The organism is Gardnerella sialicivorans subsp. sialicivorans (genome assembly GCF_056746795.1).
Genome location: NZ_JBWPXA010000003.1, coordinates 77979 through 100141, shown reverse-complemented (window position 1 = coordinate 100141; position 22163 = coordinate 77979). Strand labels below are relative to the sequence as shown.

Below are 22163 nucleotides of genomic sequence, written 5' to 3'. Positions count from 1 at the left end.
TCAAAATTAAAGCGCGGTTACTTGCGACTTCTATCTGCGACTTTTACCTGCAGACAATCATAGTCCTATGCCTATCTACGCATTTTGCGCGACGAAAACGTTAGCGCGGAGTTATTAGCTAAACATATAATTGAGATTATGCTTGAAAATACGAACAGAACTCTTACATCCGCAGCCGCGCGATTGCGCTTATATAACACAGCAACGCACAACACTAGCGAGTTTACAACCGTTACTCCTGGTCACGTTGGAATGTACGTGTGTGGTGCAACTGTGCAAAGCTCGCCGCACATAGGCCATATTCGCGCAGCAATCGCCTTTGATATTGTAAGACGATGGCTTTTACGCCTTGGCTACAGTGTTACTTTTGTTAGAAACGTTACAGATATAGACGATAAAATCATCAAAAAAGCTAGTGAAAATGGCCAAACATGGTGGCAGCGCGCGTACATTTACGAGCGCGAATTCACTAAAGCTTACGATACGCTTGGCGTTATGCCGCCAACTGTGGAGCCGCGCGCAACTGGTCACATAAACGACATGGTGGAACTTATACAGCGCCTTATTGATCGCGGACACGCTTACGCAATAACAGACGCAAATGGCAATCCTACTGGAAACGTGTATTTTAGTGTTCCAAGTTGGAAAGATTACGGCGCGCTAACGCATCAAAATGGCAATTCAGATAGCAGCAATGAAGCCAGCAAAGCCGACAAATACAATCCGATTGACCCTGCCGACGCAAGCCCAGATAAGCACGATGCTCGCGATTTTGCACTTTGGAAAGCACCTTGCGATTTTGACCAAAAAGACGCGCGCTGGAATACGCCGTTTGGAGCAGGCCGACCAGGATGGCACATTGAATGCTCCGCAATGAGTCACCGCTATCTTGGTGATTCTTTCGACATTCATGGCGGCGGACTAGACTTGCGCTTCCCACACCACGAGAATGAGATGGCACAAACACTTGCTGCCGGCTGGAAAAGCGCAAACGTGTGGATGCATTCCGCTTGGGTTACATCTAAAGGCGAAAAAATGAGCAAATCCCTTGGAAATGGCCTTTCGGTTCCATCTGTTTTGGCTCAAAAATCCGCGTGGGTTGTGCGATACGCGCTAGGCGGCGTGCAATATCGCGCAATGCTTGAGTGGTCGGATCAATCTTTGAACGAAGCGCAATCTGCTTATGATCGCATATCTAACTTCCTCGAGCGCGCTGGCCGCGTAATCGAAAATCAGCCAGATTATGCGGAAGTTCAAAGTGTTGATGCGGATAATCTTCCAGAAGATTTTACTAAAGCTATGAACGACGATATTAACGTTTCGGGCGCGTTGGCTGCGATTTTTACTGCGATTCGCTCTGGTAACGCGCTTTTGGACGACTATGCGCAAAATCAAGATAACAGTCAAAACGATAGCATTAAAAGCCTTCTTAAGACTTGTGTTTTGCAAGTTCGTGCAATGCTAGACACGCTTGGATTAGACCCTTACTCTCCACAATGGCGCAGCAACGCGCAAAAATCGCAAGATTTGGGTACGAATGCGAATGATGGCGCAAGCGCAGAACACAAGGCTCTTGAATCTTTGATTACAAATCAGCTGGAACAAAGAGCGATTGCGCGCGCGGCTAAGGATTTTGCACGAGCAGACGCGATTCGCGACTCTTTAACTGCCGCTGGAGTTGTAATCGAAGATTCCGCACAAGGGTCATCGTGGCATTTGTCTTAAACAAAAGCAACATAACAAAACGTTCCAAACAACCTGTAGAATAGAGCAATTATGGCAGCATTTAGTTCGTTAACAGAAAGACTTTCTGGCGCATTCAAGCACTTGCGCAGAAAAGGCAAACTCTCCGATTCCGACATAGACGGCACAATTCGCGAAATACGCCGCGCGCTTTTAGACGCAGACGTAGCTCTAGACGTTGTGCGATCTTTTACAGCTAAAATCCGCGAGCGCGCACTTGGCGAAGAAGTTTCTAGCGCACTAAATCCTGCACAACAGGTTGTGCGAATTGTAAACGACGAGCTTACAAACGTTTTGGGCGCAGGCGTTGAGCGACCGCTGAATTTTGCAAAATACCCCCCAACCGTAATCATGCTTGCTGGTTTGCAAGGCGCTGGTAAAACAACGCTCGCAGGAAAATTGGGCTACTGGCTTAAGGATTCTGGGCATACGCCTTTGCTTGTTGCGGCGGATTTGCAGCGCCCTAACGCCGTTACTCAGCTTGAGGTTGTTGCAGAGCGCGCAGGCGTGGCGATTTTTGCGCCAGAGCGAGGCGTGCAAAGTGATGGCGGCAGCGAAGTTGTTTCGGCTGGTTTAGCAACTGGAGACCCTGTTAAGGTTGCACGAGATTCCATCGACTACGCGCGCGCAAAAATGTACGACACGGTTATTATCGATACCGCTGGTCGCCTTGGCGTGGACGATGCTCTTATGCAGCAGGCGCGCGAAATTCGCGATGCTGTTAATCCGCAAGAAATCCTGTTTGTTATAGACGCCATGATTGGTCAGGATGCTGTTCGCACGGCTCAAGCGTTTAATGAGGGCGTTGACTTTACGGGCGTTGTGCTTTCTAAGTTAGATGGCGATGCGCGAGGCGGCGCTGCACTATCTGTTGCAAGCGTTACAGGCAAGCCGATTTTGTTCGCTTCTACTGGCGAAGGTTTGAAGGATTTTGAGATTTTCCACCCAGATAGAATGGCCTCCAGAATCCTCGACATGGGCGATATTCTAACGCTTATTGAGAATGCGCAAAAGCAGTTTGACGAGGAAGAGTCTAGAAAAGCGGCCGCCAAAATATCTGAAGGAACTTTTGGACTAGATGACTTTTTGGATCAGCTTCAGCAGGTTAAAAAGCTTGGTTCTATGAAGAAAATTCTTGGTATGATGCCTGGAATGGCGGCGCACAGGCAGGAGCTTGAGCAGTTTGACGACCGCGAGATAGACCGCACAGAGGCGATTATTCGCTCGATGACGCCTAAGGAGCGCAAAGACACCAAGATTATTGATGGTTCTAGGCGCGCGCGAATCGCAGCTGGCGCGGGCGTTTCAGTTTCCGCGGTGAATGCGCTTTTGCAACGCTTTGAGCAAGCAGCTAAGATGATGAAGCGCATGAGCAATGGCGGCGGCGCAGGAATGCCTGGAATGGGCGGAATTCCTGGGTTTGGCGGCGGCGCTGGAAAGTCCAAGCGTAAAGACAAAAAGAGCAAGAAGAAGAGCGGAAAGTCTGGCAATCCTATGCGCCGCGAGGCCGAAGAGCGCGCTCTCAGAGACCGCTTGTCTGGAAATTCTTCTGCAAGTAGTGCGAATGATGGCGATGACGCTGGCGAGTCTGCCTTTATGAAGAAGAAGCAGGATTTGCCTAATAATTTGCAAGAAAATCTTCAAAATCTTATGAGTGGCGAAGGTGATTTTGCTGGCGGAATGCCTGATTTGCCGCCTAATTTGGGTGGCGGACTCGCAGGACTTTTCGGCAGATAATGCAAATAATGCGAATAATGCAGATAACCAGTAGATGATTTACTCGATTTTACTTGCGATTTTACTTATTTCGCTTGTTTTGCTTCTAGTTTGGCAGCTGCTTAGGTGGCTGCCAGCTGGAGCGGATAAGCTAAAACCGCTGCCCTATGTTATTGCGCTGCTGCCGACTACTCCGTTTTGCGCAGGTTTTGGGCTAATCGCCAGCGCTGTGGCTGCAGTTGCAACACGCTCGCAAAATGAATTTTATAAATATTACGTATTTTTGTGCGTTGCATATGCACTGTTATTATTAATCTCTTTGAAATCGTATACGCCGTATTTTGCAAGAAGATTGATGCGAATAAAACAGGAAAAATCGCCAGAATCATCACCAGAAAAATCGCAGGAAAAATCACTAGAAATCCGCGTTATGACGCTTAATTGCAGATATGGCCGCGCAAACGCAAGTCAAATAATAAAACTCGCAAAAACGCATAAAATCGACACGATTCTTTTACAAGAAGTGAGCGAAAAACTTGTAAAAAACCTTGAAAAACTTGGGATTAGGCGCGATTTTGCGAATATGCAATTGGGAAATACAAACAACCACGAAAATGGCGGATTTAACGCGATTTATACGCGACTAAGCAATATTAAGGAATCTTTTGGCAAGTCGATTAAGATTGATGCAGCAAACGTGCCAATTGTTACGGCGGTTGCTTGCGACTCGTCTTTGGCGGATTTCGACTCATCCGCGGAAAATCTTCTAATAACATTCGCCTCAGCGCATCCAAAATCGCCTATGCGCGGATGTGCGGCTTGGAGCAGCGGAATAATGGCGCTTGCAAAAATCGGCGAGAATCACAATAAAAGCAACGTCAAAAAAGTCACAATAATCGGCGGAGACTTAAACTCTACTCCAGACCACCCAAGCTTTAGAGCGCTACTAAAATCAGGATTTTTAGACGCATCAATGCAAATTGGAAAGCGACTAAAAACATGGCCAACGTGGCAAAAATGGCCGAATCTTGCGCTTGACCATGTGCTAGTAAAGTCAACAGGATGCAACGCTATAGCCACAGAGCAACGCGCGATTCGCGTGGACGGCAGCGACCACTTTGCGCTAATCGTTTGCGTTTCGCTCCCCCTCTAGCTCAGCGTAATCTTCCGCACTTTGTAGCTCTAAACAGCATGTAGAGCTACAAACTCGGGAAAACCTTACGCTTTATGTAGTGCGTTTGTATCAAAAAACACCGAAATTCGGTACAAACGCACTACATGGCAGGTCCTGCCGTTCGCGCGGTCTAAGCGCGCGAACGTCTTCGCTTGCGTTGAAAGCACACCGTGCTTTCAACCTTAAGCAAGCTCAGCGCTCCAAATTGCCTTCTCGCGCTACGCTTTAAGCTCGAAGGCAGATTGGCGCGCCTGCGAGGAGAGAAATACTCAAACCTCGCGCAACGCTAAGTAGGGAAAAGACGCCAGCCTCTTAGCCCGAGTTTGTAGCTCAACACGCCAGTTTGAGCAACATTATTGGCAAAATGCTTAGTCCACGCAATCAGTCATAATAGAAAAGTTATTCGCGTGAATCGAAGCCCTCTTATCGACCACGCGAGGAACAGTGGAACTCGCAAGGAGTGCCCCACACCCGAGCGAAATTCTACGACTCTAGTTATAAGGAGAGCCATTTTGGCAACCAAGATTCGTCTTAAGAGATTGGGCAAGAAGTTCTACGCCTTCTATCGCGTTGTAATTTCTGATTCGCGCAACAAGCGTAACGGCAAGTCCATCGAAGAGATCGGCATCTACGATCCAAACAAGCAGCCATCTTTGATTCAGATTAAGTCTGATCGCGCACAGTACTGGCTTGGCGTTGGCGCACAGCCAACCGAACCAGTGTTGAAGCTGCTAAAGATTACTGGCGATTGGCAGAAGTTTAAGGGTCTTGACGGTGCAGAAGGCACGTTGAAGACTTCTGAGGCTGGCCCAGATGCTCAGGCTCGCGTTGAGGCTGTAGAAGCCGAAGCTCAGAAGCTTAAGGCCGCTAAGAGCGAGGCCGCTGCAAAGGCTCAGGCTGCTGCAGAAGCCGCTAAGAACGAAGCCGAAGAAGCCACTGAAGAAGCTCCAGCAGCAGATGCTGAAGCCGAGGAAAAGGCTGAGTAATTATGCTGGCTCAAGCTGTGGAACATCTCATTAAAAACATTGTGGATTTTCCAGATGACGTATCCGTGCGTTCTCATTCAAACGCTCGCGGCGAACTTTTGCGCGTGCGCGTAAATCCAGAAGACATCGGTCGCGTTATTGGAAGAAACGGTCGTACCGCCAATGCTATTCGTATTGTTGTGCAGGCTCTAAGCCATCGCAACGTGCGCGTAGACATTATGGACGTACGTAAGTGAGATTGAACGTGGCTAAAAACCAACTTTTTGACAACCCTCAGCAAGGTGCAAACACCCTACTGAGGGTTTGTCGTATTGGAAAAGCGCAAGGATTAAAAGGCGAAGTCACGGTTCAAATCTTTACCGACGAACCTTATAATCGCTTTGAACCAGGCAATGTGCTTTACACGCAAGATGGCGAGCGCGAGTTTACAATCGAAGCTTCTCGCACTTTCAAAAACCGCTGGATTCTACTTTTTGAACAAAGCCTAAACCGTAACGACGCAGAGGCATTAAACGGCTTTGAGCTTTACACTAAAGCTCAAAGCGCGGAAGAATTAGAGCAAGAAAACGCCTGGTACATTAAGGATTTAGTAGGCCTTAGCGCGCGCATTTGTAAGAATAATTCACTTGGTGTTGCTCCTCGCGAAATCGGCAAAGTCGTAGACGTTGTGGACGGCGCTCAGTCGCTGCTTAAAATCCGCCTTTTGGAGCCAGTTGGCGATGATAAAATTGCGCTAGTTCCTTTTGTTCAAGCGCTTGTTCCAGAAGTAAATCTTAAAGACGAATATTTAACTTTAGACCCTCCAGGCGGCTTAATCCCTGGGCTTTAATGCGCAGGATTTAAGCTTAAGGCTTATAAAAATGCAAATCGACATAATCTCCGTATTTCCAGAATATTTTCGCATGCTTGATTTAAGCTTGCTCGGCAAAGCGCAAGATAATGGCCTGCTTAAAATCAACGCGTACAATCTTAGAAGATGGACGCACGACGTTCATCAATCGGTTGACGATACACCAGTTGGCGGCGGCGCTGGAATGGTGATGAAGCCCGAAGTGTGGTCGGAGTGCCTGGATGAGCTGCTTTTTAGTGGCAATAATATCGCAGATAACAGCGGCGATGGCTGCAACGTCTGCGACGACAATAACTGCATCGCAAATAATAGCGTTGATAACGGCACAATTCTAATCTTCCCAAATCCTTCTGCACCACTGTTTTCGCAAAAAGACGCAACGCAATTAGCAAACGCAAAGCGACTCGTGTTTGGATGTGGCCGCTACGAAGGCTACGACGCGCGAATCCCAGAATACTACAAATCGCGCGGCTTAGATGTGCGCGAGTACTCTATTGGCGACTACGTTCTTAACGGCGGCGAAGTTGCTGTTAGCGTTATGGTAGAGGCCATTACGCGCTTGATTCCAGGCTTTATGGGTAACCCTGAGTCGATTGTGGAAGAGTCGTATACGGGCGCGGACGCGATTCTTGAGCATCACCAGTACACGCGTCCAACAACTTGGCGCGGCATTAGTGTGCCTGCGATTCTTACTTCGGGCGACCACGCTAAAGTGGATCGATTCCGTAGAGACGATGCATTGGAGCGCACAAGTCAAATTAGACCAGATTTGATTGAAAAACTTGATTGCAAGTCGCTTAGTAAGCAGGATAGAAAAACGCTGATTAGCCTTGGATGGGAGGTTTCTGGCGATTCGCCAAAGCGCCTATAAATCTAGCTATCGCTAGCGCATTTCCTTGTTTGGTGTGTAGGAGGGCTGGGTGTTTCTTGTCTCACAACGCTCCGCCTCTTACGTGTAGTCTGTTGTTGCGGTTGTTCCGATTTGGCTTTGATTTTGTTTTTGGTTGAAGTTTGTTTGTAGGGTGAGTCATTGGATTGTTTGGTATCGGCTGCCGCTCTTATACTGTTCGACCAAGAATCACCCAGCCCTCTTGCATGCTAAAACTTTTGCGTATCGCTAGTCGCCTGAGATTCTCGATTTTTCTTGCTCTCTCGGCGAGTCACCACCTTCGGCGCTGAGGCTCACCTCTTTCGCGGCGAAAAATCTCGAATCTCTACCTAGCTTGGCAAATCTTTAAACGCAAATAAAGGTCAACGCGTAGCTTGAATAAACATAACGGCAGTCTCGCCATAGTTTCGCGTGTCGAAAATCTCCCACCCCGCGCAAATCTTAGGAGCAACGCTGCGCGCGCTACGCTCCAAAACAATCAACGTATCTGCAGCAGCGCTCACAACTCCCCTATTAACCATGTTTTCAATCAAAAGCTCAACTTGTGCCGTCTCCAACGCGTACGGCGGATCTATAAACACCAAATCGAAAGCCTCGCCGCTGTAGTCTTGCACAAACTGCTCCGCACGCTTTTTATTTACGCGCACGCTTAAATCCTGGCTCCACGCGCTTTGACTTTCTAGCACTTTAACGGTTTTTGCAATTAGTGCCGCCGCAGCCGCGTTAGCCTCTACACACACCAGCTCGTTTGCACCCCTAGAAATCGCCTCTACACCCAACGCCGCGGTTCCAGCAAATAAGTCGAGTACGCGCGCTCCCCCGCACACTCCCCACGAGTCAAGTCTAGAAAAAATCGCCTCTTTTGTGCGGTCTGTTGTTGGTCTTGTACATGACTTTGCGGCGCATAATGGCGTGCCTTTAAATCTTCCTGCAATTACGTGCATATTTTAAGCATATCATTTTAATTTATTTTGCCTTATGCATCTTTTTTACTTGTGTCAAATTTTATCCTTGTTAAAATTGTATTGGTCATTTGTTTATTAACATCAACAAATGTTGCTTAGCACTGGTTTCTGGCGATTTATCCCAAACTACGCTAAACAATGAAGTTTGCTAAAAAGCCTAAGCATAAAATATCTAAATCCCAAATACAACTGACATACAACTAAACAACTAAGGAGCAGCAATGACTTCAATCATTTTAGATTGCGACCCTGGCCACGACGACGCGATGGCAATTCTTCTAGCGCTTGGCAACCCAAACATTGATTTGATTGGCGTAACAACAGTCGGCGGTAATCAAAGCCTCGAAAAAGTTACGTACAACGCGCGAGCAACGCTAGAAATGGCTCACGCAACAAACATTCCAGTTCACGCAGGATGCGATCGCCCAATGATTCGCCCGCTAGAAGTGGCTGCATCCATTCATGGCGAAACTGGCCTAGACGGAGTAACTCTCCCAAAGCCAACTCGCCCATTAGACGAAGGCCACGCAGTAAACTGGATTATCAACACGATTATGAACAGCGAGCCAGGCACGATTACACTTGTTCCAACTGGCCCACTTACAAACATTGCAATGGCTGCGCGAATGGAGCCGCGAATCGTTAGCCGCGTTAAGGAAGTTGTGCTTATGGGCGGCGGCTACCACGTTGGAAATTGGAGCGCGGTCGCAGAATTTAACATTAAGGTAGATCCTGAAGCCGCTCACGTTGTGTTTAATGAAGATTGGCCTATTACAATGGTTGGTCTTGATTTAACGCACCAAGCACTTTGCACACCGCAAGTACAAGCTAAAATCGACGCAATCGGCACACCTCTTTCTGCGTTTGCAAGCGGCTTGATGGACTTCTTCCGCAAAACATACCAAAACAATCAAGATTTTATTGACCCACCTGTGCACGATCCTTGCACGGTTGCGTACTTGATTGACCACAGTGTTGTACAAACTCGCAGATGCCCTCTAGACGTTGAAATTAAAGGCGATTTAACACTTGGAATGACGGTTGCAGACTTGCGCGGACCAGAGCCATCCGCAAGCGAATGCCACACGCAAGTGGCCACTAAGCTTGACTTTAACAAGTTCTGGGATTTGATTATCGACGCTCTAAAGCGAATCGATGGAATCAAATAAGTCAAGTAAGTCAAATAAACCAAATAGTCAAACAATATACATCAAACAAATAAATAAAAGATAATAGAGAAAATCCCTAACAAGAGAAGATCCCTAATAACCAAACAATATATAGGAGTTATTATGACTGAGGTTTCATCTCCAGCTCCACACATGTTAGACAAGGGCGGACGCTCAATCGTAGCACTTATGACCGCACTTCTAGTGGCCATTTTTGCGTTCCAGCTAAACGCATCCATGCTCTCCCCAGCACTCGCCACTATGACACACGAGCTTAAAACAACGGATACGCAAATCGCGCTAACACAAACCGTGTTCTTTACTGCAGCAGCGCTGTTTTCGCTATTCCTACCTCGCTTGGCAGACCTTGTTGGCCGCAAAAAAGTACTTACAGGCATTCTGATTTCAACCATTTTAGGATGCGTGATTAGCGCCATTGCACCAAATGTTACGGTTCTTATGATTGGCCGAATCCTTCAAGGCGCAAGCGGTCCAGTTGTGCCAATGTGCTTGATTATGCTGCGCGTGCGCGTTAGCGAAGAAAAGCGTTACGCAAAGTTGATGGCAATTTTAACGTCTGTAAATGGCGGAATTGCAGGCGTTGACGCACTTGCAGGCGGCTGGCTCGCAGGCAACTTTGGATTTAGATCCGTGTTTTGTACAATGGCTGTAATCGGCGTGATTGCAGTTCTTTTGGTTATATTCCAGACTGAAGAATCGCACGCGCAAGACACTCCTAAGATGGATTGGGTTGGTGTTGTAACGCTTGGCATCGCGTTCTTGGCTGCATATCTTGCGATTAACGAAATCGGCAAGCTTGCTAGCGCCAACTTGACTCTTGTTGCAGTTCTTGTAGTTCTTGCAATCGTTTTCTTTGTAATCTTCTGGAACGTAGAGGGCAAAAACTCCGCTCCGCTTGTTTCTACAAAATATATGAGCCAACGCCGCACTTGGGGATTGCTTTCTTGCACGCTTCTTACAATGACGGGCGTTTTTGCAATCATGAATGGCGTTGTTCCACAGCTTGCACAAGATGTTAAGTCTGGAGCTGCAATGAGCGCAAGTGTGGTTAGCTTTGCAACTCTTACACCTTACGCAATCATTGGCTTTGTGTTTGGTCCTGTTGCTGGCATGCTTGCTGCAAAGTTTGGATACCAACTCGTTTTGCGCGCTGGAATCCTTGTAAGCGTTCTTGGCGTTGTATTTGGAATGTACGTTGCTGAAATGCCTTCTGTTTGCGCTCTTGTAGTGCTTTCTTTGTGGCTTGGAATTAGCTACGCAGGTGTTGCAAACATTATGCTTAACGGCCTTGGAATTGTGCTTTCTCCTAAAGATAATCCTGGATATTTGCCTGGCATGAATGCTGGCGCGTTTAACCTTGGTGCAGGATTGAGCTTTGCGATTCTTTACGCTGTTATGACCAATTTTGCGCAGAACGCTGGAGCCACAACTGGCTACGTTGCTTCGATGATTGCTGGAATCGTGCTGCTTGCTCTCGCGTTTGCATGCTCGTTCTTGATTCCTAAGCCAGAAGATTGCGACTGATAAGCGCTTAGACTGCGCTTGCTCAGGCAGGTAAAATCGCTCGCGAGTTACAGCACAGTGTAGCGCGCGAGCGATTTTCCGCTTTTTGTACGTGTTTTAGGTCAAATTTGGTACAAAATGCGGAAGATTTTTCCCGAGTTTGTACCATTTTTTGGTGGAATGTGGTACAAAAAGCGTCACATCGTTCGCGCGCTCTAAGCGAATGCAGGTCGGAGCGAGTATCACGCACGCTCATGAATGCTTTGCATACGCTCCTCAACAAGCTCTGGCGTCATCGCCTCGTGCACCGCTTCAACAGACTCCATGTTAAGCGCAGCAGCAGCAACCGCAAATCGCCCAGTCTTAGAATTGTCAAAGTGGTTGTATCGCGCGTAAATCAAAGCAGCAGTCGCAGTATCGCTAGAACCGTTGTCGTTGCCAACAGCCTTAGCGCCTTCGGATCCGTTTCCTCTAGAAACAATCATTCTTTGAACGCGCCGCAAAGGAACAGGGTAAAATGCAATTCCTTCCCCAAGAATTCCATACGCAACGCCTTCTCGCCCAGAATTAACAAACACGCGCTTTACTCCGCGCTTAAGCAGCGCCTTTGCGCATTGAACGGCTGACCTTTCGTCTACAGCGCAAATTCCAGTAAGCGCTTGCGATTCTGCAGTGTCTAAGACAAGAGTATCAATGCAATTTAGGCGCGAAAGTATTCTCGGCGCTTTTGCATCCGTTATTGCGCGCACCATAATCGGCTTCTTGTAGTTATCGCACACCCATTCAAACGACTTTTGCGAAATGTTGGTGTCGAGCGCAACAATATCTGCGTTTTCTATGATTGATATTCTTTCACGCAAAAAGTCTGGCGTCATGTAATCGTAGATACTCATGTCATCTAGCGCCAAAAGCCTTTGACCAGAAGCGTCTCCAACGTACATGTAAGATGCTGTCATTGCGTCTGGCAGCTGCTTTGAGTAGCCTATGTCTAGTCCGTTTACAGATGCGTCGATTTTGAACAGTTCGCCATTATGGTCGCCTCCGTACACAGAGACCAGACTTGCGCGCGTGTTCATCCTCTCTAAAGCAACTGCGATATTTCGCCCAACTCCGCCAAGCGCATACCGCACTTTTGCAGCGTTCGACGTGTAGTCCATAAGGTCTCCGCACGCAATTCCCAAAACGTCCATGCTTATTCCACCAATTACTGTTACGTAGCTTGGTGGAGTAACAATGTAACCTTTTCCTCTAAGGTATCCCTTGCGAATCAAATTAGAAATGTGCGCGGCCACGCCCGATCTTGTAATACCAGCTAAATCTGCAAGCTCCTGCTGACTAATCATAGGATTCTGCTGAATCCACGACAATATTTGTTGTTCGCGTTCAGTCATCTTTGCCTCGTCTCTCGCGTTTTTACCTTATATCTCTAGAATATTCAAAAATTGTCTTTTTCGCACGTAAATTGTAAAAAATTGTGCGATTTTCTTCTCGATTTTCTTCTAATTGCTCAAAATCGCAGTGCTGCTTCCACGAGTAAAGTCTAAAACAGCTCCAGCGAGTTGCGTGTGATTTTGCAAAGTCGGGTCGCTTGCAAGAATCGAAGTTGCGTATTGCCTTGCGTCTGCAATAATATGCGCGTCTTTAACAACTCGAAGCAACTTTAAGCTTGATTTTCCGCCAGATTGACTATCTCCTAAAACATCTCCAGCGTTTCTAAGCTCCAAGTCTTTTTGCGCTATTACAAAGCCATCTAGCGATTCTTCTACAACTTGCAAACGCTCTGCTGCCAACTCGTTGTCTTGAGCTGCCGATACCAAAAAAGCCCATGATTGCGTGCCAGAACGCCCCACTCGTCCCCTAAGTTGATGAAGCTGCGCAAGCCCGAATCGCTCTGCGTTAAAAATCACTATGCAACTTGCTTTTGCAACGTCTACGCCAACTTCGATTACGGTTGTAGAAACCAAGATTTGCACTTTTCCGCTTTCAAAGTCGCTCATAATTTTGCGCTTCTCGTCGTCGCTTGTGCGGCCTGTAAGCTCAGCAAAATTGACGCCACTAAATTGAGCGAGGTTTTTAAGGCGGGTTAAAATTTGCGATACCGTGTGAATTTGTGAGTTTACTTGCGAATTTTCTTGCGAATCGTTTAGTGGATTAGATGCGTATGCGCCAAAATCGCCAGCAACCGCGCAATCGCGATTATCACCATTATCGCCATTATCGCCATTATCGCCATCGTCTATTCGCGCACAAACAATGTACGCGCGCTCCCCCGCGTCAATTCTGGAACGAATGTGACTAAACATTGCGGCCATTTTTGCAAAGTCCAGCTCGTTTATAACAAACGTGCGAATCGGCTTACGGCCGCCTGGAAGCTCCGTTAAGTAAGACGCGTCTAAATCGCCAAACCAAGTCATTGCAGCACTCCTAGGGATTGGCGTAGCCGTCATAACAAGAAGATGAACATCCGCATTATTGCTCATTTTTCGTATAAGCGAATCGCGCTGCTCAACGCCAAATCTGTGTTGCTCGTCTATAATCGCAAGCGCAAGGTTTGTTGGCTTAAAACTGGCGGAAAATGCGGCATGAGTGGCCACAATAATCGCTGGCTCGCCGCTTGCTACTTTTGCCAAAGCACTTCTTCGATCCGCCAGCTTCATTCCGCCTGTTACAAGCGTAATTTCAACGTTTATATGCGCGCGCGCAATCATCTGGCGCAAATTTTCGGCGTGTTGATGAGCCAGCACTTGAGTTGGCGCAACAAGAACCGCTTGATGGCCCGAACCAACAGCTTGAAGCATTGCGCTCATTGCAACAACCGTCTTTCCAGATCCGACTTCTCCTTGCAAAAGACGACGCATTGGTTTTAATGGGGACTCTGCGGCTGCTTGCGATTCGCCCTGCGCATCTTGCAAGTGTTTGAGCGAATTGCCTTGCATATCTTCAGCAATCTCGCTAATAACGTTTTTTTGACCTTCCGTCAACGCAAATGGCAAACTTTCTTCAAACTGCTGCCTTAAAGCGCCATTGTTGCATTTATAAGCAGAGCCAAGACGCGAATTCTCGCGCGATTGCAAAACAGCAATTTGAGATATAAACGCCTCTTCAAAACGCATTGTGTTAATTGCACGCGCAAAATCCTCTTTGCTTTGCGGATTGTGGATTGATTCAAACGCATCCGTGCGGTGCATAAGATTTTTACTTGCGATTACGGATTGTGGAAGAATGTCTGGCAGGGATTCTGGCAAGGATTCAGGCGCAAAATCGCCACTATCACAACTCTTAAAAAGTCGCAATAATCCTAAAATCGTCTCGTGAATGTGGTCGCTAGAAATTCGCGAATTTGCGTGGTAAATCGGCCGAGGAGCGCATAACTTTTCAAACGCTTCTTCAACACTTTGTGCAACAAAATCGACAGACGCGCTGGATCTCTCATCATTGCTCGACTTCTCATCGTTACTAGACTTCTCATCGTTGCTAGACTTCTCATCATTGCTAGAAGGCGCTAAAACGCTTATAACTTGCGGATGCGTAAATTGCAAAACGCCATTAAAAGCGCCGCTCGTGCCGCCAACAACAACGGTTTGGCCAATGTTCATGCGGCTGCTAACCCATTGAGCGTATTGCTTGCTTTTTGAAAAATAGACGATTTGAGCGCGCGAGACATCTTGCGAAACGTTTACGTCTAGGCGGTACCCTCTTCGCGCATTCATTTGCACTATGTTTATGGACTGTATAATCGCGCAAAATGCCACTTCTTGACCTGGCAAAATTTGGCTTAAATGCGTGCGTTTTAGCGGATTTGTGACTCTAAACGGGTAGTAGGTTAATGCGTCTTTTACTGTGACTACGCCTAGCGATTTTAAGGCAGACGCGCGGCGCTTGTTGCTTACGATTGACGATATTGCTGTGTTTAGTGTTATGCGTGCTGCCATACTTCGATTATAATCGTTGCGTAAACTCTGGGAAAACGACGCTTTATGTAGTGCGTTTGTATCAAAAAACACGGAAATTCAGTACAAACACACTACAGTTTTATGTGTTTGTGTAGTGCGTTTGTATGACGACACGCCGTATTTTAAGTACAATCGCACTACATGATTACGCAGATTTCACTAAGCTAGGTAGAGATTCGAGATTTTTCGCCGCTATCGAGGCGAGCCTCAGCGCCGAAGGTGGTGACTCGCCGAGAGAGCAAGAAAAATCGAGAATCTCGGTGATGAAAACCACGCAAAAGTCCTAGATATTCAGAAGGTTTGATGTATTTCTCTACGAGCAATAAATAGCGCCATCCTAAAGCCTTAGAATATTAACGTTCATAAGATATCCGTAAAGGTGCGCGTCACTTGCGAGGAGAGAAATACTCAAACTTCGCGCAACATTAAGTAAGGAATTAGTGCGCTACGATTTAAGCGAAAAATGGGGAAATAAAAAAGCCCCGAGCACTGCTCAGGGCCTTACATTTAACACGCGATTCACGCTTCAACACGCTGAACCTTGCCTGCCTTAATGCATTTTACGCACACGCGAAGGCGAACATTTTCGCCATCAATGGTGGTGCGAACTGGCTGAAGGTTCGGGCGGAAGGTGCGCTTATTGCGAATGTGCGAATGTGAAACACTGAAACCGGTCTGCGGTCCCTTGCCACATAATGCGCAACGAGCTGCCATAATGGACTCCTATTTTCTTTGACTTGCAAGTCTTGCGTCGCCCAATCACGCAAATCCAAACGCGACTAACCAATGCTAAATCGCATAAACAAATAAGCATGCTTGAACGCACAACTACACAAGTATATCACTACGCCCGACATTACAACATACGCGAGGAGAGAAATACTCAAACCTCGCGCAACGTTGAACAAGGAAATATCGTTCGCGCGTTACAGCGCGAACGGCTTGCCATCAATCAAGATGCGCGCATTTTTGCGCAAGTCGGCAATATTCTTGCATCCAAGCAACGCCATTATTACGCGAATTTGCGTCTTCCAATCCTCAATCTGCTCAACAAGTGCATCTTCTCCTTCGCAAGTTAGCGTATGCAAGAACTCGCCAGCGACTCCAACTGCACTCGCCCCAAGCTTCAGCGCGCGCACAACATCAAGCGGCGTACGCACTCCTCCGCTTGCAAACACTTGCATTTGCGCACTATCGCAAGCTGCCGCTGAATCGCAAGCAGCCGCACAATCGCAAGAATCGCAAGAATCGCGCAAAATCTCATCGCATTGCGCTATATCCAGCAACGACTCAACAGTGGTAAGCCCCCAAGAATCAAGGAACTCGTAGCCGCGCACACCCCCACGCCTTGCATTTTCAATCGCAACAAAATTCGTGCCGCCGCGCCCACCAACGTCCACAGCGCGCACGCCCACATTTTGCAACCGCAGAACATCCCCAGCGCTCATTCCGCATCCAGTTTCCTTAACAACAACTGGCACTTTCATTGAATCAAGCGCGCGCACAACAGCCTCAATATTGCTAAGCCACGCGCTAAAATCGCGGTCGCCTTCGCTCATAACAAGCTCTTGCGCTGCATTAAGGTGGATTTGCAACGCGTTTGCTTGCAAAATTTCAACAGCTTTAATCGCCTGCTCAACGCTCGCTCCTGCGCTCACATTTGCCATAACAAATCCGCGCGGATTAAAGCGCCGAATCACGCTAAAGGTTTCTGCAAGATGCGGATTTTTAAGCGCTGCGCTTAGAGAGCCACACGCCATTGCTACACCAGTTTTTGCTGCCACTCTAGCTAGCGACGCGTTTATATTTTCGCCATTCTTGCTGCCACCCGTCATTGCGTTAATGTACAGCGGAACGTCCCATTTTTCGGCGGCACCAAGCACACTCACGCTTGTATCTACGTCGCTTAGCGCCAATTGCGGCAACGCATTTGGAATAAATCGCACTTGTTCAAAACCAGATTCCGCGTGCGCTTTGTATTGTTCGCACGCAAGTTTTATGTGATCGTCTTTACGCTGTTCAATAAGCGAAGAGTCGCGATTTTCATCAAATTCTGCGACTTTCAGATTAAGCGCTTCAATCCCACTTTTTTGCCATTCGTCTTTAATGCGATTAGCCACTGCATCAAAATCTTGTGCGCGCGCAATCGCGATTCCGCAATCTCCTCCGCCTGCTCCGCTTGTTTTGGATGGCAATCCTGCACTGTTGGCAACTTCGATTAGCTGCGTAAGTTTTGGTGTTTCGATTAGCGTTCCCGTGATTTCGCCAAGATCTTTTAGCAGCACACGATTTTGCGCGAATCCGCTTAATAACTCGTTAAAATCCCCATTTTCTAGTGCATTTGCGATTTTTTGCACGCATTTTTCGCTTTGCACGCAAAAATCTTCGTAATTTTTAGCGTATGTTTTAGCGTATGTTTTAGCAATATTATTCACGCTTAAAGTGCCGCTTGCCTCAGATTTCACTCCAGATTTCACTCCAGCTTTTACGCTTCCAACAAGCTCCGCGCTACTGGCAGGGCTGCCCGTCCAGCCAACTAAAAGTCGCAAGCTTGCGCCCACTTTTAAGCGTTTTACCTCAAATCGCGGCCACTTTTTCTGCAACAACTCGTGTAGGCTTGAGTCGCTGCTTTCAATCATTTCCACTTCTGCTTTAAGCCATTCGCGATTGTATGCGCGGTACATTACCCACCCACCGTATGCGCTTGCAGCCACGTCTCCGCCGCTTCCCGACTTTTTTACTAGCGAAGACGCGATTATGGCCAATTTGCACAATTCTGGCGTTGCAAGCGTTAATCCGTACCATTTGCACAGCGCTCGCACAGCCGCCACCGTTACGGCTGCAGATGATCCAAGCCCGTATTTTTTGCCACTTTTTTTATCGTCTAAATCGCTTTCAATGCGTACGTTGTATTCGCGCGTTTCGCCCAGTGCTTCCGCCGCGCACAACACGCCCATCTCGCGCGCATATTCATCTACAACGTTCATTGCGGAAATTACGTACGCGTAGTATTTTTTAATTTTTTCTACATTAGTTTGTTCTAGCAAATCGTTGGTTGCTGGCGATTCTTCCGCTGGCAAATCGCAAGCAGCCGCGCGAACACCGCATCCGCATCCACAACTTTTATCTAAAATAAATTCCCTGTTATTGCCAAAACGCGCGCCGCCAAACTTCCAATATAATGGCTCAAAGTTTTTATCCTCACACGCAATTTTTCCGTAAAAATTCCTGCCGTAAAAATTCCTGCCACAGTCGGCATCTTCAGAAAAATCGCAAGCTCCAGCCGCGTCAACCGTAACTTTAACATAACGATTCACAGCTGCTACGATTGCCGCTCTTCCATCCACAACAGCGTATTCGCCTGCTATATAAAGCTTTCCAGGAGCTTCCGCTTGAAACTTAGTCATGATTTTCTCCGTACGCCGTTACGCTAACCGCATCGCCTGGGCGCGCAATAATAAACTGCGGATTGGATTGCGCTGATTCAACAGATTCCGCAAAATCCGCCGATTTCTGCGACTCGCGCAAACTCTTAATCTCACTCAACACGCGCAGCCTCAACTCGTTTTTAACGCGCAAAACTTGCTCCGCACTAGTTAAAACCTTAACATTTGGACCTGCGTCCATTGTAGCCCAAACAGGCCACCCCTCGCCGCGCATTTGCAGCACGACTCTAAGCACGGCGTGCGATTCTTCGCTAAGGTAGTCAACGCTAGGATTGGCCGCGCGCATTGCAGCATGCATTCCTAAAGCATTTCTCTCCGAAACCTCGCCCAACGCCTCTAAATCGCAGTTTTTAATCGCTTGCAAAGCCGCTGTAATGTCATCTTTACAACTTTCGATCCAACTTTTATAAAGCGGCGACGTTTCAACCGTTTGACGCATTGCTTTGCGGCTCGAAATCTTCTTTTTGCTTGGATTCAAAACAACAGCCACCATTGCAAGATTCAAATCTTTTGGCGATTCAATTGGCTCCGCGCAACTTGTTTCGCTACTCACGCCCGCGTTCCACAACACCAATCCGCCATAAATCGACCTGCATGCCGACCCCGACCCTTTGCGCGCTAAAATCGAAAGTTCGCGCGCGTTTAACCTAAGACCAGCCGCATACGCTGCAGCCGCCGCCAGCGCTGCAAAACCCGAGGCACTAGACGCAAGGCCCGCTGCCGTTGGAACCGTGTTTTTGCTTACGACTCGCGCATGGCTTTCGATTCCAGCCATCTTCCGCACCATGTCTAGCATTCTTACAATTCGCGCGCGCTCTTCGCTTTGCAATAAATCGCCACTAAGCTCTGTGTTGTTTAAGCAAACGGAGTCTTCTTTTAGAAAATCGTCAAAATGCACGCTAGTTTTTGTGAAAAATCCACCTAAAGTCAAAGATAGCGAGGAAGAATACGGCAAAATAAACTGCTCGTCGCGCTTTCCCCAATACTTAATTAGCGCAATATTTGCGTTTGCTTCCGCGATTGCGCAATGCGTTTGCATCGACTCGTCAAACGCTATTTTTGGCTCAATTTCAACGTTTTCCACAATAACCTTTCTATAACCTTTCTAACTGCCGATTTCCACAATCCACGTTTTGGCAGCACCTGCACGCTCTAAAGCCAGCGCCACTTTAAGCGCATTATCGTAGTTTTGCGCAAGCGCGATAACGCATCCGCCACCGCCTCCTCCAGTCAGCTTTGCTCCCAAAGCACCACTTTTGCACGCAGCACTAACCAACTCGTCTAATAGTGGCGTGCTCACGCCTAATTGCGCAAGAATCTTGTGCGCGAGGCTCATCTTAAGCCCAATTTCCAGCGGCTGCCCAAGCTCTAAATCATCTTGCGCGCTAATAGCAATTTTCCCAAGCTGCTCCAGCATCGCATCAACCGCATGCGGATTCAAATCGCGCTTTTTGCGCAATGCTTCAACCGTATCGCGCGTTTGACCCTTGCACCCCGAATCAGCCAAAACAAGCCACGCGTGCAATCGTATATTTATGTTGCTAAATTCTCCGCACAAAAATCGCACCGCGCGCGCCGAAGCAGTAGCCTTAGCGTCTAATCCCGATGCCTTTCCATGAGCAACATTTTCCGCCTCCTGCGTAAGCGCAAAAAGCTGATCCTCGCTGGCTTCAATCGCATAATAGCCTAGAATCGCGCGAATTACAGCACCTGCAGCTGCAGCCGACGACCCCAATCCTCGCTCTGGCGGAAAATCGCAAGCTGTTTCCACTTGTAACGCTTCGCCGCGCCAATTCGCAAATTGCAAAGCCTTATAAATCGCGGTTTTAATGGAGTTCAAACGCTTTGGCGCATTTTTTAATGGCCCGCAAAAATCCAACGCTTTAAGCGTTACGTAACTTTGAGCAAGCTCTTGCAAGCTGTTTTTATTAGGATTATTTTCGATTTGTGCAACTAGCTCGTCGGTTGCTTGCGACTTTTGCGCACCTGTGTTTAATGCATTGTATGCGTTTTCTGCGATTGATGCCTTTTCTGCGATTGCGCTACTAACTGTTGCGCGCATCTTAAGATTTTTCAGCGGAAGAGCCACTGCACTGTGGCCATAAACAACCGAATGCTCACCAAAAAGAATTACTTTTGCGCAAGTCTGCCCAACGCCAATGCGATTATGTACGCGATTTTTTGTGCGCTCATTATTGCAATCGCACGGATTAGACGCGTGGCGATTCGCTAAAGTGTTGCACTCAGTCACTAATCCTCCTTTGCGACGCACTGGTTCACTTATTGGCATTGCTTAATTATTAGCATTGCATAATTGCGCAAATGCTCGCTTTTGCATGTTAAGTCTATTTATCAACTTTTATAATTTAGTAGCTAAAACGATTCAACACCACGATTTACGCAATACGCACACAACACATTCACATTTCCCGAATTTTGTTTCTCTAATTAGCGTGTTCAACAACAAAACACGGAAAACAACTCCGCATTTTGTACCAAATTTGACCTAAATCACGTACAAAAAGCGTCAACCATTTCCGCACTTTGTACCAAATTTGACCCAAATCACGTACAAAAAGCGGAAATATCGCTCGCGCAGATTAGCTGCGCTCACGTCTTCGCCGCACGTAAAGTCCACTGGACTTTACGTTTGAGCGGCTCAGCGAATCGAAGTGCATTCGCGCGCTACGCTATTCCTCACGGCTATTAGTAGCCGTTCGGCTGATTTGGCATGTAAAGTCCACTGGACTTTACATTTGAGCCAAATCACGCTTTGAAGGAGCTTGAAATGCGTTATGCAATTTCAAGCTCAGTCAAAGCGCCCATGCAAGTCGATTCGCAACGAAAAAAGCTCCGCGCAAGTCGCAGCAAGTAAAACTCACCACAATTCGCACAGAGCCAATGCTTAAGATCAATCCAAATGGATTGCCTCCCATCGCAAATTCCGCAAAAATTCGCAAGAAAACTTGCAAGAACTCACAAAACCCACGTGGGAAGCTGGAACACGTTTAACTACTCAGCTACAACCTTAACAGTAAAGGAAGCGCTGATTTCTGGGTGAAGAGCCACAGTTGCTGGGAATTCGCCAGTGGTCTTGATTGCAGCAACGCTAATAGCGCGTGCTTCAACGGCGGCCTTTGGTGCCAAAGCAGCAGCAATCTTATCGGCGGAAATACCACCGAAGAGCTTGCCAGACTCGCTCACCTTAGCAGCGATTTCTACAACAGTGCCTTCGATTGCGGCTTTAGCTGCAACGGCCTCTTCGCGAGTGGCAACAGCCTTAGCCAAGCGTGCGCGACGCATCGCTTCAATCTGGGAAGCAGCGCCCTTATTCCACGCAAAGGCCAAGCCCTGTGGAATCAAGTAGTTACGTGCGTAACCAGCCTTAACAGTAATAACGTCACCCGAGTGACCCAAGTTTGCAACGGTCTTGGTGAGAATAACCTTGGTTTCTGCCATGTTCTATCCTCTCAATCAGCGACCAGTAGTGGCGTATGGGAGCAAAGCCATCTCGCGAGCGTTCTTAACGGCCTTCGCGATCTTGCGCTGTTCCTGTACGGTTACACCAGTAATACGACGGGAACGAATCTTGCCGCGGTCCGAAACGAACTTACGCAACAAAGCAACGTCCTTGTAATCAATTTCAGTAATCTTGGCAGCCTTCAAAGGATTTGGCTTCTTCTTAAAAGGCTTGACCGGTGGTTGCGGCCTCTTACGTGACATAGGATGTCCTCTCTTAAATGCGTTA

At 47.6% G+C, this 22163-nt stretch carries 18 protein-coding genes; 9 read left to right on the top strand and 9 right to left on the bottom strand.

What is annotated here, in order from left to right; genetic code table 11:
* Positions 1 to 138: 138 nt before the first annotated feature.
* From cysS to trmD, 7 genes are all read left to right on the top strand, one after another.
* A complete protein-coding gene (cysS, locus tag AC1EKB_RS02680) occupies positions 139 to 1725 on the top strand; it encodes a cysteine--tRNA ligase (protein ID WP_481248772.1) in 1587 nt (528 codons plus the stop codon).
* Between the two features lie 51 nt (positions 1726 to 1776).
* Positions 1777 to 3480 carry a signal recognition particle protein gene (ffh, locus tag AC1EKB_RS02675; protein WP_473413050.1) on the top strand — a complete coding sequence of 568 codons (1704 nt, stop codon included), beginning with the start codon at positions 1777 to 1779 and terminating at the stop codon, positions 3478 to 3480.
* Between the two features lie 34 nt (positions 3481 to 3514).
* Positions 3515 to 4612 (top strand): endonuclease/exonuclease/phosphatase family protein, encoded by a 1098-nt coding sequence (locus AC1EKB_RS02670; RefSeq protein WP_473413049.1) that lies wholly within the window; start codon positions 3515 to 3517, stop codon positions 4610 to 4612.
* A 533-nt stretch (positions 4613 to 5145) separates the two neighbouring features.
* Positions 5146 to 5619 carry a 30S ribosomal protein S16 gene (gene rpsP / locus AC1EKB_RS02665; protein ID WP_016636229.1) on the top strand — a complete coding sequence of 158 codons (474 nt, stop codon included), beginning with the start codon at positions 5146 to 5148 and terminating at the stop codon, positions 5617 to 5619.
* Positions 5620 to 5621: 2 nt separating this feature from the next.
* Positions 5622 to 5855, top strand: a complete 234-nt coding sequence (locus AC1EKB_RS02660) for an RNA-binding protein (RefSeq protein ID WP_016636230.1) — start codon at positions 5622 to 5624, stop codon at positions 5853 to 5855.
* A gap of 8 nt (positions 5856 to 5863) precedes the next feature.
* Positions 5864 to 6448, top strand: coding sequence for a ribosome maturation factor RimM (gene rimM / locus AC1EKB_RS02655; protein ID WP_032816753.1), 585 nt, complete (start codon positions 5864 to 5866; stop codon positions 6446 to 6448).
* A 31-nt stretch (positions 6449 to 6479) separates the two neighbouring features.
* On the top strand, positions 6480 to 7340 hold the full coding sequence (gene trmD, locus AC1EKB_RS02650; protein ID WP_481248771.1) for a tRNA (guanosine(37)-N1)-methyltransferase TrmD: 861 nt from the start codon (positions 6480 to 6482) through the stop codon (positions 7338 to 7340).
* A gap of 380 nt (positions 7341 to 7720) precedes the next feature.
* Here the strand turns inward: trmD and AC1EKB_RS02645 are convergent, their stop codons facing one another.
* Entirely contained in the window at positions 7721 to 8302 is a 582-nt protein-coding gene (locus tag AC1EKB_RS02645) for an RsmD family RNA methyltransferase (protein WP_410294012.1), read from the bottom strand.
* 242 nt (positions 8303 to 8544) lie between these two features.
* Here AC1EKB_RS02645 and uriH point away from each other — a divergent pair, with 242 nt between their 5' ends.
* A complete protein-coding gene (gene uriH, locus AC1EKB_RS02640; protein WP_004131838.1) occupies positions 8545 to 9492 on the top strand; it encodes a uridine-preferring nucleoside hydrolase UriH in 948 nt (315 codons plus the stop codon).
* Positions 9493 to 9615: 123 nt separating this feature from the next.
* Entirely contained in the window at positions 9616 to 11037 is a 1422-nt protein-coding gene (gene uriT, locus AC1EKB_RS02635) for a uridine transporter UriT (RefSeq protein ID WP_481248770.1), read from the top strand.
* A 221-nt stretch (positions 11038 to 11258) separates the two neighbouring features.
* Here the strand turns inward: uriT and AC1EKB_RS02630 are convergent, their stop codons facing one another.
* The 8 genes from AC1EKB_RS02630 to rpsR all read right to left on the bottom strand — a co-directional run bounded on the left by AC1EKB_RS02630 (position 11259) and on the right by rpsR (position 22138).
* Positions 11259 to 12407, bottom strand: a complete 1149-nt coding sequence (locus tag AC1EKB_RS02630) for a PfkB family carbohydrate kinase (RefSeq protein WP_004574712.1) — start codon at positions 12405 to 12407, stop codon at positions 11259 to 11261.
* A 108-nt stretch (positions 12408 to 12515) separates the two neighbouring features.
* Positions 12516 to 14948, bottom strand: a complete 2433-nt coding sequence (locus AC1EKB_RS02625) for an ATP-dependent DNA helicase RecG (protein WP_481248769.1) — start codon at positions 14946 to 14948, stop codon at positions 12516 to 12518.
* Between the two features lie 540 nt (positions 14949 to 15488).
* A complete protein-coding gene (gene rpmB, locus AC1EKB_RS02620; protein WP_004128912.1) occupies positions 15489 to 15683 on the bottom strand; it encodes a 50S ribosomal protein L28 in 195 nt (64 codons plus the stop codon).
* Positions 15684 to 15895: 212 nt separating this feature from the next.
* Complete coding sequence (gene fni, locus AC1EKB_RS02615; RefSeq protein ID WP_481248768.1) at positions 15896 to 18376, bottom strand: type 2 isopentenyl-diphosphate Delta-isomerase; 2481 nt, start codon at positions 18374 to 18376, stop codon at positions 15896 to 15898.
* Positions 18369 to 19499, bottom strand: coding sequence for a diphosphomevalonate decarboxylase (mvaD, locus tag AC1EKB_RS02610; RefSeq protein ID WP_119529206.1), 1131 nt, complete (start codon positions 19497 to 19499; stop codon positions 18369 to 18371). The genes fni and mvaD overlap by 8 nt, the downstream gene beginning before the upstream one ends.
* Positions 19500 to 19520: 21 nt before the next feature.
* Positions 19521 to 20666, bottom strand: coding sequence for a mevalonate kinase (gene mvk, locus AC1EKB_RS02605; protein WP_422112749.1), 1146 nt, complete (start codon positions 20664 to 20666; stop codon positions 19521 to 19523).
* 761 nt (positions 20667 to 21427) lie between these two features.
* Entirely contained in the window at positions 21428 to 21874 is a 447-nt protein-coding gene (gene rplI / locus AC1EKB_RS02600) for a 50S ribosomal protein L9 (RefSeq protein WP_004112972.1), read from the bottom strand.
* Between the two features lie 15 nt (positions 21875 to 21889).
* On the bottom strand, positions 21890 to 22138 hold the full coding sequence (gene rpsR / locus AC1EKB_RS02595; protein WP_004105399.1) for a 30S ribosomal protein S18: 249 nt from the start codon (positions 22136 to 22138) through the stop codon (positions 21890 to 21892).
* Positions 22139 to 22163: the final 25 nt, after the last annotated feature.

Bases quoted from the DNA above. Each gene is read 5' to 3' on its own strand.
- AC1EKB_RS02645 (WP_410294012.1), bottom strand. From the start codon at position 8,302: ATGCACGTAATTGCAGGAAGATTTAAAGGCACGCCATTATGCGCCGCA.
- fni (WP_481248768.1), bottom strand. From the start codon at position 18,376: ATGACTAAGTTTCAAGCGGAAGCTCCTGGAAAGCTTTATATAGCAGGC.
- cysS (WP_481248772.1), top strand. From the start codon at position 139: ATGCTTGAAAATACGAACAGAACTCTTACATCCGCAGCCGCGCGATTG.
- AC1EKB_RS02660 (WP_016636230.1), top strand. From the start codon at position 5,622: ATGCTGGCTCAAGCTGTGGAACATCTCATTAAAAACATTGTGGATTTT.
- uriH (WP_004131838.1), top strand. From the start codon at position 8,545: ATGACTTCAATCATTTTAGATTGCGACCCTGGCCACGACGACGCGATG.
- AC1EKB_RS02625 (WP_481248769.1), bottom strand. From the start codon at position 14,948: ATGGCAGCACGCATAACACTAAACACAGCAATATCGTCAATCGTAAGC.
- ffh (WP_473413050.1), top strand. From the start codon at position 1,777: ATGGCAGCATTTAGTTCGTTAACAGAAAGACTTTCTGGCGCATTCAAG.
- rpsR (WP_004105399.1), bottom strand. From the start codon at position 22,138: ATGTCACGTAAGAGGCCGCAACCACCGGTCAAGCCTTTTAAGAAGAAG.
- rplI (WP_004112972.1), bottom strand. From the start codon at position 21,874: ATGGCAGAAACCAAGGTTATTCTCACCAAGACCGTTGCAAACTTGGGT.
- rpmB (WP_004128912.1), bottom strand. From the start codon at position 15,683: ATGGCAGCTCGTTGCGCATTATGTGGCAAGGGACCGCAGACCGGTTTC.
- AC1EKB_RS02630 (WP_004574712.1), bottom strand. From the start codon at position 12,407: ATGACTGAACGCGAACAACAAATATTGTCGTGGATTCAGCAGAATCCT.
- uriT (WP_481248770.1), top strand. From the start codon at position 9,616: ATGACTGAGGTTTCATCTCCAGCTCCACACATGTTAGACAAGGGCGGA.
- trmD (WP_481248771.1), top strand. From the start codon at position 6,480: ATGCAAATCGACATAATCTCCGTATTTCCAGAATATTTTCGCATGCTT.
- AC1EKB_RS02670 (WP_473413049.1), top strand. From the start codon at position 3,515: ATGATTTACTCGATTTTACTTGCGATTTTACTTATTTCGCTTGTTTTG.